The sequence below is a fragment of the Sphingomonas sp. genome (assembly GCF_036387595.1).
Classification (GTDB): Bacteria; Pseudomonadota; Alphaproteobacteria; order Sphingomonadales; family Sphingomonadaceae; genus Sphingomonas.
In genome coordinates, this window is the sequence record NZ_DASVTL010000073.1 from 15,575 (window position 1) to 27,581 (window position 12,007).

General features: G+C 66.5%; 11 protein-coding genes. 3 read left to right on the forward strand and 8 right to left on the reverse strand.

Features of this window, described 5'->3' with window-relative positions; genetic code table 11:
• Positions 1–610: 610 nt before the first annotated feature.
• Both VF643_RS06580 and VF643_RS06585 read left to right on the forward strand, forming a co-directional pair.
• Positions 611–1,927: a cystathionine gamma-synthase family protein gene (locus VF643_RS06580; RefSeq protein ID WP_331042577.1), complete on the forward strand. Its 1,317-nt coding sequence runs from the start codon at positions 611–613 to the stop codon at positions 1,925–1,927.
• Positions 1,927–2,445 carry a phosphoribosyltransferase gene (locus VF643_RS06585; protein WP_331042578.1) on the forward strand — a complete coding sequence of 173 codons (519 nt, stop codon included), beginning with the start codon at positions 1,927–1,929 and terminating at the stop codon, positions 2,443–2,445. The genes VF643_RS06580 and VF643_RS06585 overlap by 1 nt, the downstream gene beginning before the upstream one ends.
• A gap of 92 nt (positions 2,446–2,537) precedes the next feature.
• Here the strand turns inward: VF643_RS06585 and VF643_RS06590 are convergent, their stop codons facing one another.
• The 5 genes from VF643_RS06590 to VF643_RS06610 form a co-directional block, all read right to left on the reverse strand.
• Complete coding sequence (locus VF643_RS06590) at positions 2,538–3,206, reverse strand: DUF4893 domain-containing protein (protein ID WP_331042579.1); 669 nt, start codon at positions 3,204–3,206, stop codon at positions 2,538–2,540.
• Between the two features lie 89 nt (positions 3,207–3,295).
• A complete protein-coding gene (murA, locus tag VF643_RS06595) occupies positions 3,296–4,579 on the reverse strand; it encodes a UDP-N-acetylglucosamine 1-carboxyvinyltransferase (RefSeq protein ID WP_331042580.1) in 1,284 nt (427 codons plus the stop codon).
• Positions 4,580–4,680: 101 nt separating this feature from the next.
• Positions 4,681–5,019 carry an ATP-dependent Clp protease adapter ClpS gene (clpS, locus tag VF643_RS06600; RefSeq protein WP_331042606.1) on the reverse strand — a complete coding sequence of 113 codons (339 nt, stop codon included), beginning with the start codon at positions 5,017–5,019 and terminating at the stop codon, positions 4,681–4,683.
• 171 nt (positions 5,020–5,190) lie between these two features.
• Positions 5,191–5,910 carry a TIGR01841 family phasin gene (gene phaP / locus VF643_RS06605; protein WP_331042581.1) on the reverse strand — a complete coding sequence of 240 codons (720 nt, stop codon included), beginning with the start codon at positions 5,908–5,910 and terminating at the stop codon, positions 5,191–5,193.
• 88 nt (positions 5,911–5,998) lie between these two features.
• Complete coding sequence (locus tag VF643_RS06610; protein ID WP_331042607.1) at positions 5,999–7,588, reverse strand: class I poly(R)-hydroxyalkanoic acid synthase; 1,590 nt, start codon at positions 7,586–7,588, stop codon at positions 5,999–6,001.
• 352 nt (positions 7,589–7,940) lie between these two features.
• Here VF643_RS06610 and VF643_RS06615 point away from each other — a divergent pair, with 352 nt between their 5' ends.
• Positions 7,941–9,155 (forward strand): LL-diaminopimelate aminotransferase, encoded by a 1,215-nt coding sequence (locus VF643_RS06615; protein WP_331042582.1) that lies wholly within the window; start codon positions 7,941–7,943, stop codon positions 9,153–9,155.
• 281 nt (positions 9,156–9,436) lie between these two features.
• Here the strand turns inward: VF643_RS06615 and VF643_RS06620 are convergent, their stop codons facing one another.
• From VF643_RS06620 to acpS, 3 genes are read right to left on the reverse strand one after another with little or no spacing between them, the layout of a single operon-like run.
• Positions 9,437–10,513 carry an AI-2E family transporter gene (locus VF643_RS06620; RefSeq protein WP_331042583.1) on the reverse strand — a complete coding sequence of 359 codons (1,077 nt, stop codon included), beginning with the start codon at positions 10,511–10,513 and terminating at the stop codon, positions 9,437–9,439.
• Entirely contained in the window at positions 10,503–11,459 is a 957-nt protein-coding gene (gene lepB / locus VF643_RS06625) for a signal peptidase I (RefSeq protein WP_414713809.1), read from the reverse strand. The genes VF643_RS06620 and lepB overlap by 11 nt, the downstream gene beginning before the upstream one ends.
• Complete coding sequence (gene acpS, locus VF643_RS06630) at positions 11,456–11,866, reverse strand: holo-ACP synthase (RefSeq protein ID WP_331042585.1); 411 nt, start codon at positions 11,864–11,866, stop codon at positions 11,456–11,458. The genes lepB and acpS overlap by 4 nt, the downstream gene beginning before the upstream one ends.
• Positions 11,867–12,007 lie beyond the last annotated feature (141 nt).

The window sequence follows — 12,007 nt, forward strand, 5'->3', positions numbered from 1 at the left end:
GATTCCTCCAAATCCCCACCTCAAGTAACCTGTACCGATCCGTTCGTCCTGAGGAGCCGCTGAGCGAAGTCGAAGCGGCGTCTCGAAGGACAGGTGAGACCCACCGTCCTTTGAGCCGGGCCTTCGCCTGCGCTTGAGGCCACCTCAGGACGAACGGAAGTGAATCAATCCAACCTCGTCATACTCTAGAGTTGTTCGCGACCAAGTTGATACGCCATAGCCCCTCCCCTTCAGGGGAGGGGTTGGGGTGGGGGGTTTCCGCAGGCTATATCGCTCGTGGAGAGCCCCCACCCCCAGCCCCTCCCCTGAAGGGGAGAGCAAACCTGCTCGCGAACGACTCCAGCCGCGGACCAGCCCGAAATCATCGACGTCCTCTGTCCTACAGCACCCGAAACTGCGAGACGCACGGCCATGCTTCCCCATATCTTCTCGCACATCACCGCTTTCGAAGGGGACGGTTCGCAAGGGAAGCGATTCGCTCGCGACGTAGCGTGTGGTTCGTCCGGTTTGGAACCGCGGGTATGGTGAGCGCATGGCGCACACCGCCGGCCGCGTTGCCGACTCCCGCTCAACCGGCGGATGGGCTACGCCTCGCGCAGGGAGACCATGTATGAACGACCCGGAAACCGAAGCCGATCTCACCGGCGGCACGCCGCAGGAACGCGCGACAACGCCCAGGACGATCGCGGGACGCAAACTCAAGCCGTCGACGATGATGATGGGCCACGGTTACGATCCGGCGCTGTCGGAGGGTTCGCTGAAACCGCCGATCTTCCTCACCTCGACCTTCGTCTTCCCCAATGCCGCGGCGGGCAAGCGGCATTTCGAAGGCGTCACCGGCAAGCGCCCCGGCGGCGCCGAGGGCCTCGTCTATTCGCGCTTCAACGGGCCGAACCAGGAGATTCTGGAGGATCGCCTCGGCATCTGGGAAGGTGCCGAGGACGCGCTCGCCTTTTCCAGCGGCATGTCCGCGATTGCGACGCTCTTCCTGGCGCTCGTCAAACCGGGCGACACGATCGTCCATTCCGGCCCGCTCTATGCGGCGACCGAAACGCTGATCGGCCGCGTGCTCGGCAAGTTCGGGGTCAAGTGGCTCGATTTTCCCGCCGGCGCCACCCGCGCGGAAATCGACGCGGTGATGCGCGAGGCCGCGACCGGCAACGTCGCGCTGATCTATCTCGAATCGCCTGCCAATCCGACAAACGCGCTGGTCGATGTCGAAGCGGTCGCCGCCAGCCGCGACGCGACATTCACCGATGACAAACCCCCGATCGCGATCGACAACACCTTCCTCGGGCCGCTCTGGCACCGTCCGCTGGAACATGGCGCCAACATCGTCGTCTATTCGCTGACTAAATATGCGGGCGGCCATTCCGATCTCGTCGCCGGCGGCGTGCTGGGATCGAAGGCGCACATCAACGTCATCCGCTCGATGCGCAACACGATCGGCACGATCACCGATCCGCACACCGCCTGGATGCTGTTGCGCAGCCTGGAGACGCTGGAACTCAGGATGACCCGCGCGGGCGAGAACGCGCTGAAGGTCTGCACCTGGCTGCGCGATCATCCCAAGGTGGAGCGCGTCGGCTATCTCGGCTTTCTCGCGGACGAACCCGGCATGGAGCGTCAGGCGGACATCTACCGCCGCCACTGCGTCGGTGCCGGCTCGACCTTCTCGCTCTTCCTGAACGGCGGCGAGGCGGAATCGTTCGCCTTCCTCGACGCGCTGACCATCGCCAAGCTGGCAGTGTCGCTCGGCGGCACCGAGACGCTGGCCAGCCACCCCGCCTCGATGACCCACCTGTCGGTGCCCGATGCCCGCAAGCAGGCGCTGGGGATCACCGACAATCTGGTGCGCATCTCGATCGGGGTCGAGGATGCCGACGATCTGATCGCCGATTTCGAACAGGCGCTGGCGGCGATCTGATGCCGGTCTTCACCAACATTCCCCATGACGATTTCGTCGCCCATGTCCGCACCCTGGCGGCCGCGCTCGCCGCCGATCGCGACTGGCAGCCGACGTTCCTGATCGGCATCGGCCGCGGCGGGCTGGTGCCGGCGGTATTCCTCAGCCACGCGACAGGGACGCCGACGCTCAGCTGCGACCTGTCGGCACAGGTGAAGGATTTCGCCGACGATGTGCTCGTCCGCCTCGCCGCGCGGACTCGGGCGGGCGAACGGCTGCTCTTTATCGACGACATCAACGATTCCGGCCATACGATCGGCACGCTGCGCGCCACGCTGGCCGACGCGGGCGCGGTAGAGGGCAGCATCCGCATCGCCACGCTGATCGACAACATTGGCTCCGCCCAACGCGTCGATTACACCGCCCGCACGATCGACCGCCGGATGACGAAGGACTGGTTCGTCTTCCCGTGGGAGGCCATCGCGCCCACCGCCGCGCTTGAGGAGGACGCCGCCGAAATGCCCGAACGGATCGCCTGACATAGCCCCTCCCCTTCAGGGGAGGGGTTGGGGTGGGGCCTGTCCGCTCGTCGCGCCGTCAGTGAAAGACCCCGCGGCAACGGGGTTTCCTTTCACTTCTCGGCGGGGACGGCCGGCGTGGCGCCGGGCACCTCGGGCGGCACCGGCACCAGTTCGTACACGTCGAGCAGCGCACCCCTGCCGCCACGCGTCAGCACCAGCCGCCAGCGGAACGGCGACACCCGCTCCACGACGCCCGCCACGTCCTGCGCCGGATCGTCGCCATAGCCCGGCGCGCCCTCGGCCCCGGCGGCGCGCAGGCTGCCCAGGAACACCTGCCGCGTGGCGGTGTCCGCGTGGAGCCAGCCGCCGGGCAGGTTGCTCCCGGTCTGCTTGGTGAACGACACCCCCTTGTCGCCGCCATCGACGTAGCAGAAGTCGGGCGGAAAGGTCGCGAAGCCCGCTCGCCCGCCGAAGCGTATCAGGCGGCAGCGATAGGGGCCGGGGGGTGGCGCGGGCAGTTCGAGTGCGGCGGTCGGCTCCACCAGCTTGGTCTCCGCGCGCAGTTTGGCCTGCATGCGCCGCGGAACGGCGGCGACGGCGCGCGCCCAGGTTGCGGGCAGTTCGGCGATCCGCTGCTGGTCGGCGGCCGACGCGATGGCGCGCCAGCCGATCGGCGGCGCGGGCGGGGCTTCGACGATCCCGACCGGACCGGCCGTGCGCGTGGTGCACGCGCCCAGCGCACAGGGCAGCAGGGCGAACGCGAGCGCGGCGCGAAACATGGGGTATCTCCCGGCACTGAATGATTGCGCCAGCTCGGCGCCGCCGCGCTAAATATGTGTAAACGGCAAAGGTTAAAGAAACGTAAAGCTCACCCGTCGCTGACCCGCTCGATATCCGCGCCGACCGCGGACAGCTTCTCCTCCAACCGTTCGTACCCGCGGTCTAGGTGATAGACGCGCGCCACCGACGTCTCCCCCTCCGCCGCCAGACCGGCGAGGATCAGGCTCATCGACGCGCGCAGATCGGTCGCCATCACCGGCGCCCCAACCAGCCGGTCGACGCCCTTGACCAGCGCGGTACGGCCGTGGACCTGGATGTCCGCGCCCATCCGCGCCAGTTCGGGGACGTGCATGTAACGGTTCTCGAAGATCGTCTCGGTCAGCACGCTGGCCCCGTTCGCCTTGCACAGCATCGCCATGAACTGCGCCTGCATGTCGGTGGCGAAGCCGGGAAAGGGTGCGGTCGAGAGCGTCAAGGGTCCGAGCGGCCCCGAGGCCTCGATCCGGATGCCGTCCTTGTGCGGGGTGACGGTCACGCCCGCGTCGATCAGCGCATCGAGCGTGGCGCGCATGTCGTCCTCCGCGACGCCGATCAGGTCCAGGCTGCCGCCGGTGATCGCGGCAGCGCAGGCATAGCTGCCCGCCTCGATCCGGTCGGGCATCACCGCATAGGTCGCACCGTGGAGCCGATCGACGCCCTCGATCTCCAGCGTGTCGGTACCGACGCCCTCGATCCGCGCACCCATCGCGATCAGGCAGCGGCACAGGTCGACGATCTCCGGCTCACGCGCCGCATTCTCGATGATGGACGAACCTTTGGCAGTAACCGCGGCCATGACGACGTTCTCGGTCGCCCCCACCGACACGACCGGAAAGCGATAGCGCCCGCCGCCAAGACGGCCGCCGGGCGCGCTGGCCTTCACATAGCCCGCCGCCAGTTCGATCGTCGCGCCGATCGCTTCCAATGCCTTGAGGTGCAGGTCGATCGGCCGGTTGCCGATCGCGCAGCCGCCCGGCAGCGACACCCGCGCCTCGCCGCTGCGCGCCAGGATTGGCCCGAGCACCAGGATCGACGCGCGCATCTTGCGAACGATGTCGTAAGGCGCCTCGGTCGAGGTCAGATTGCCGGCGCGGATCGTCATGACCCGGCCGAAATCCTCGGGCCGGGTGCCCTGTACCGCCGTCGAGGCGCCAAGCTGGTTGAGCAGGTGGCCAAAGCCGTCGACATCCGCCAGCCGCGGCAGGTTGCGCAGCGTCACCGGCTCGTCGGTGAGCAGCGCACATGGCATCAGGGTGAGCGCGGCATTCTTGGCGCCCGATATCGGCAAGCGGCCGGACAGGCGATTGCCGCCGCGGATGAGGATACGGTCCATCGGTCTGGTCCTACCGCGAGCGGCGCAAGGTGCAAGAGGAGGCGGAAGGTAGGGGGCAACTTAGTTCGACGGCACCGTCAATGCGTCTCGCGCCAGCGCGCTTACGCCTTCTCCAGCGTGCATTGCAGCGGGTGCTGGTTGGCGCGGGCGAAGTCCATCACCTGGCCCACCTTGGTTTCCGCAACCTCGTAGCTGAACGTGCCGCAGACGCCGACGCCCTTCTGGTGGACGTGGAGCATCACGCGGGTCGCCTCTTCCATGTTCATCCGAAAGAACCGCTGCAGGCACAGCACGACGAACTCCATCGGCGTGTAATCGTCGTTGAGCATCAGCACGCGGTACGGCGTAGGCTGCTTGGTCTTGGAACGGGTGCGCGTGGCAAGGCCCGTACCGGTGCCCGTGCCTTCATCCTCGCGATCGCCGGTGCGGCGGTCGGCCATGCCGATTGGCGTCTGGGTCGGGATCGGGGTTCGCAGGTTCATGGTGTCCCGCAAAATAGGACATCGCGCGGGTCGAGGAAAGGGCCAGGAACCGCCGACCATGCGAAAAGAGCGGCCACCCCGTCGGGCGACCGCTCTTCCTCCCCGGCTGACGCCGCCGCGATGTGTGGCTTACGCCGCGATCTTCATCTTGTCGGCCGCGATCGCCATGCGGTTCGAGATCGGCTGGACGACCTCGCCCGCCAGCTTGAGCATCGTCTCGGTCGAACGCGAGGTTTCGGCGACCATCGCGTCGAATGCCGAGCGCATATAATCGCTCTGCAGCTTCATGAACTCGGTCGGCGACTTTACCGATGCCAGCGTCTTCATCGCGGTCGTCGCATCTTCGATCGACTTGCGCGCGAATTCCGCGGCTTCCTGGCCGAGCGCCTCGATGCCCTTGGCAGCGATCTTCGACGATTCGACGATCGCCTCGACGTTGCCCTTGCCAAAGGAGTTCATCTCTTCGACCATCTTGGCGCTCTTGGCCATCGCACCCTTGGCGCGGTCGTTGACGTCGGCGAACATCGCCTGCGCCTTGTCGGTGGTGGTGTTCGCGACGTTCTCGATCGTGGTAGCCATCGTGCTTTCCTTGTGGGTATCCGCCGGAACCGCGGCGATCGGTGTCTCGAGAGACTGAGTTTCAAAGGATGAAGTTTCTACAGGAGCAGGACTCGCGGCCATCACTGGCGCGTCGGCGACCGCAGGCATTGGTACGTCTGCCGACGTGGCGGGCACGACGGCCTTGGGTGCACGCACCGGCTTCACGCGCTTGGCAGGGGGCGTCGCCGCCAGCATAGTCGGGATCGATTCGCCGCCCTCAGCGCGCGTGCCGATGATGTCGTCCGCCATGATCCACTCCTCTTGCTGCACTGCAACATAGTGGAACTTCCGCGCGGGTCAAGACGTTTGTGCAGTGCAGCAATCGTCAGTTTGCGGCCTAACGTCCTCGCACATAGTCGCCCGGCGCATCACCCAGCGTCGCACGTCCACCGCCGGGGATACGAGCACCGGTCGCGGCCACCTTTTGCGCGTCGATGCGGTTCAGCCAGGATATCCAGTCCGGCCACCAGCTGCCCTTGGTCTCGGTCGCCCCAGCAACGAAGTCCGCCAGGGATGGCGGATCGGATTCGTTGGTCCAATATTGATATTTGCCCGCCGCCGGCGGGTTCACCACGCCCGCGATATGCCCGGAACCTGCCAGTACGAAGCGCACCGGCCCCGACAGGCGATGGGTAAGGTGCCAGACGCTCTCCGCCGGCGCGATGTGATCCTCACGCCCCGCCTGGACATAGGCGGGGGTGTGCACCTTTGACAGATCGAGCGCGGTGCCGTCGACGCTCAGCCGTCCGGGCTCGACCAGCAGATTGTCGCGATACAGGTCGCGCAGATACGACAGATGCCATTTCGCGGGCAGATTGGTCGTGTCGCCGTTCCAATGAAGCAGGTCGAAGGCAGTATAGTCCTTACCCAGCAGGTAGTTGTTGGTGACATAGTTCCAGATCAGATCGCGCCCGCGCAGCAGGTTGAACGTCAGCGCCATGTAGCGCCCGTCGAGGAACCCTTCCGGGGACAGCTTCTCGATCGCGCTCAGCTGATCGTCGTCGATGAAGTGCGCCAGTTCGCCGGGTGCCTGGAAATCCACCTGCGCGGTGAAGAAGGTGGCGCTTGCCACCCGGTCCCCCTCGCCGCGCGCGGCCATCAGCGCCAGCGTCGCAGCCAAGGTCGTACCCGCCACGCAATAGCCGATCGTGTGAACGGCGGGCACGTCGAGCAGGTCGCGCACCGTGTCGATCGCGTCGCGCTGTGCGGCGACGTAATCGTCCCAGATCACGTCCTTCATGCTGGCATCGGCGGACTTCCACGACACCATGAACACGCTCAAGCCCTGCGCCACCGCCCAGCGGATGAAGCTCTTCTCCGGCGTCAGATCCAGGATGTAGAAACGGTTGATCCACGGCGGGAAGATGACCAGTGGCACCGCATTCATCTGATCGGTGGTCGGCGTGTATTGGATCAACTCATAGAGCGGCGTGCGCTTCACGACCTTGCCCGGCGTCGTCGCCAGATTGCGCCCGACCTCGAACGCGTCCGGCGCCGTGTGGGTCAACTGGCCCTTCTCGAAATCGGCGAGCAGATGCTTGAAGCCAGTCATCAGGCTCTCGCCCTTGGTCTCGACCGCGCGTGCCATGACCTGCGGATTGGTCATCGGGAAGTTGGACGGGCTCATCGCATCCAGGAACCCGCGCGCGGCGAAGCGCATCTGTTCCTTCTGCTTCTCGCTGACGCCCTCCACCGCATCGACACCGCGCAGCAGATGGTCCGACAGCGTGAGATAACTGCGACGCAGGAAATCGAACCACGGGTTTTCGTGCCATTCCGGCGCGTTGAAGCGCTTGTCCCTGGCCTGCGCCTCGGGCTCAGCGCTTTTGGGGCTGAGCATCTGCTGCCACAAGTTGAGGCCATCGAGCCAGAACTTGCCCATCCGCTCGACCGTCCCAGGGTCGGTGAAGCCGGGAATGACCGGCATCTGTGGCGTCTCGGCGCCGTCACGCTCGGATGGGTCGGACATGGGCATAACCTCGGCTTTTGCGGAGCACCCTAGCCGCGCGTGGCCGCACGCGAAAGCGAAGCATTCGTAAGATCGCAGGCGAATATAATGATCTGCGTCTAAACGCTGCCCCCTCCCATTCCGTCACCGCGGCGCAGGCCGGGGTCCATCGTGCGGCGGGCGCAGTGTAAAGGGGCTCCAGGCTCTTCGTATGCTGAACAATGGGCCCCGGCCTGCGCCGGGGTGGCGGAAGGCGGTGCAGATCGTGCCCACAACCGCTTTCCCCCTTGGACCGCAGCCGGTACAGCACCCCTCCGAAAGGGGCGAACCCATGTCCGACGACGATTTCTACCGCATCAAGCGCCTGCCCCCCTATGTCATCGCCGAAGTCAATGCGATGCGGGCCGCGGCGCGTGGCGGTGGCGAAGACATCATCGACCTGGGCATGGGCAATCCCGATCTGCCGCCGCCGCCGCACGTCATCGAGAAGCTGGTGGAGGTCGTGCGCAAGCCCGACGCGCACGGCTATTCGCAATCCAAGGGTATTCCTGGGCTGCGGCGTGCGCAGGCGAATTACTACGGCCGCCGCTTCGGGGTCGATCTCGATCCCGAGCGCGAGGTCGTGGTGACGATGGGGTCGAAGGAGGGGCTGGCGAGCCTGGCCACCGCGATCACCGCGCCGGGCGACGTCGTCCTGGCCCCCAATCCCAGCTATCCGATCCACACTTTCGGCTTCATCATCGCCGGCGCGACGATCCGCGCAGTGCCGACGACGCCCGACGAAGCGTATTTCGCATCGCTGGAGCGCGCGATGGCGTTCACCGTGCCGCGGCCGTCGGTGCTGGTGGTCAATTACCCGTCCAATCCAACGGCCGAAGCGGTCGATCTCGCCTTCTACGAACGCCTCGTCGCCTGGGCGCGCGAGAACAAGGTGTGGATCGTCTCCGACCTCGCCTATTCGGAACTCTATTACGACGGCAATCCGACGCCCTCGATCCTCCAGGTGAAGGGCGCCAAGGACGTCGCGATCGAATTCACCTCGCTCAGCAAGACCTACAGCATGGCAGGCTGGCGCATCGGTTTCGCAGTCGGCAACGCAAAGCTGATCGCCGCGATGACGCGGGTGAAGTCATACCTGGATTACGGCGCCTTCACCCCGATTCAGGCGGCGGCCTGCGCCGCGCTGAACGGGCCTCAGGACATCGTCGAGACGAACCGCGCCCTCTATCACAAGCGCCGCGACGTGCTGGTGGAGAGTTTCGCGCGCTCGGGGTGGGACATCCCCTCGCCCGCGGCGAGCATGTTCGCCTGGGCGCCCCTGCCCCCCGCGGTCGCGCATCTCGGCAGCCTCGAATTTTCCAAGCAGCTGTTGACCCACGCCAAGGTCGCGGTCGCCCCTGGCGTCGGTTACGGCGAGAACGGCGAAGGCTATGTCCGCATCGCGCTGGTCGAAAACGAACAGCGGCTACGCCAGGCCGCGCGCAACGTGAAACGGTATCTGCAGTCCATGGGGGTGAATACGCCGGCACAAGGTGCGGGATACTGACCTACCGGCCGCCGGATACGGCGGGGATGAAGATCGGATGCGGATTCGGCGTTCTGCTGGCCGCGCTCTTGCTCATAAACGCGTTCCTCACAACATTCGGACGTTGCGAGGGCCGCTCTGACGATCCGGCATGCCAAGGCGGCGATGATTATTCGAGCTGGTCGATAATCCTGCTCGGGCTCGGCGTGGCACTCACGATACGGGGGATCGTGTCGCGCTGGCGACGTTAAGGCGTATCCGGTGACCCGCCCCGGGTTTGCCTGTTTGACGACCACCCGTCATCATACAGCGCGAGCGTCATCGCCCAAGTCTTCCTCCGACCGCTCCGAACTGCGCTCCAGCGCGGCCTTGATCATTGCGGTCATCGGGTCGGCCAGCGCCAGCCCCATGATCCCGAACAGCGCGCTCGCCAGGATCTGCGCGCCCAGCGTCAGCGCGGGCGGCAGGTCGACGGTCTTGCGCGCGACGATCGGCAGCAGCACGTAACCGTCGAAGGTCTGCACCACCAGATAGGTGCCGATCGCCCAGATGCCTGCATCGCTGCCGGCCGAAAAGCCCACCGCGATCATCAGCGCGCCGCTGACGAAAGCGCCGATGTTGGGGATGAAGGCGAGCAGCCCGGTCAGCACGCCCAGGATCATCGCCATCGGCACCCCGCCGATCATCAGCGCGAACCAGGTCAGCACACCCTCTGCCACCATGCCGAGCAGCCGCCCGGCGAGCAGGCGGCGCAGCGTCTTGCTCATCCGGTCGACGACCAGCGCGAACTCGGGTCGTTTGTCGGTCGGCACCATCCATTCGATGCCGCGGCCATAGGTGCGCGGCTCCATCGCCACGAACAACCCGATGACCGCGATCATGAACATGCTGGTGAGCGCGCCGATCGCGGTGCCCACCCACGATGTCAGCCGCCCGACCGATCCCATCGCCTGGCGCACCATGCCGCCGACGTCCGACGCTCCGGGCATCAGCCCCTGCCCCGACAGCCACGCCGCCGCACGCGCGGCCTGTATCTCCAGCGTGGAGCGCAATTGCGTGACCTGCTGCGTCACCTGCACGCCGGTCAGATAGAAGGTGCCGATCAGGAACAACATGACCAGCAAGACGACGATCAGCAGTCGCCACCCGCGCCCGATCGGCAGCACCCGCCCCAGCAAACGCACCCCCCCGTCCAGCAGCGAGGCGAAGACGAGTCCCGCGAAGATCAGCAGCAGCGGCTGGACCAGCAGCACCGCCACCGCCATCGTCGCCGCCAGTCCCAGCCAGATCGCCGCGCGGCTCAGTTCGCGGCGGACGAACGGGTCGCGCATTTCGGCAGGCGCTGCGTCCTGCTCGACCGGCTTGGGGCTACCGACCATCGCTGATTCCCGTCCGCTCGGGATGGAGCGACGTTCCGGCACGCCCCCCCCGCAAGCTGCCCGGCCACGTCAGCGGGTTCCACCAGACCGCGTCGCCGTCCATGCTGAAGGTCACGAACTCGGCACGCCCGCCCAGATTCTCGAACGGCACGGGCCCGCCAAGCCCGTCTTCCGTCAGCGAGAAGCGGCTGTCGGCGGAACGATCGCGGTTGTCGCCCATCAGGAAGACGTGATCGGCGGGAATGCGGATTTCGGGATAGTCGTCGCCCTGGCTCTGGCCCAGTTCGACCGTGTCGTAGCGGCGGCCGTTGGGCAGGGTTTCGGTGACCAGCGGCAGGCGGCACACCATGCGGCCGTCCGGCGTCGTCCGGCGTGCGCCGTAATAATCGGCGCCGCACGGGCTGTTGGTATCGACCGGTATGTCGAGCGAATGGACCGGCCCGCGCGTGAGCGCCACGCCGTTCAGCCACACCCGGCCGCCGCGCACCGCCAGCCGATCGCCGGGGAGGCCGATCACCCGCTTGATGTAATCGTTGCGCGTGCCCGGCGGCGTGACGATCACCACGTCGCCGCGCTCGGGCAGCGATCCGAGCAGCCGGCCCTTCCAGCGCGGCAGACCGACGATCCAGCTGTCCTGCGGCTGGCGCAACACCAGGCTGCGGAAGATCGCGGCCGGATCGGGGATCGTCGGCGACACGAACGACCAGCCATAGGCCCATTTGGACACCACCAGCCGGTCGCCGATGCGCAGCCCCGGCAGCATCGACTCGCTGGGGATATAGAAGGGCTTGGCGATGAAGCTGTGAAAGCCGAGCACGATCACGATCAGCCAGAAGATGCCCTTGATCTCCGCCCACCAATCGGTGCGCTTTCGCGGCACCTCGTGCGGAGCATCGGCAGCGGCGCTGTCGGGAAACTGATGAGCGTCCAACGCCGCGTCCTTCATAGAATCCGGTCCGGGATCGCCTCGATCACCACAAAGGCCTGCGCCCAGGGATGATCGTCGGTCATGGTGAGATGTACGCGGGCGACGTGGCCTTGCGGGGTCAACGCGTCAAGCCTCGCCTTGGCCCCACCCGTCAGCGACAGCGTCGGCGCGCCCGATGCCGCGTTGACGACCCCGATGTCGCGCATGAACACGCCGCGCTTGAAGCCGGTGCCCACCGCCTTGGAAAACGCCTCCTTGGCGGCGAAGCGCTTGGCCAGCGTCCCCGCCTTGGTGAACGGTCGCCGATCGGCCTTGGCACGCTCGACGTCGGTGAACACACGCTGCTCGAACCGCCCGCCAAAGCGCGCCAGCGAAGCCGCGATCCGCTCGATATTGCAAAGGTCCGAACCGAGTCCGAGGATCACCGGGTTCCTCCCCGGCACGGGGAGGGGGACCGTGCGAAGCATGGTGGAGGGGGGCCTCCACGGGCGAGACGCATGTGGCAAACCCCCTCCACCCCGCGCTTGCGCGCGCGGTCCCCCTCGCCGTGCCGGGGAGGAATGGGC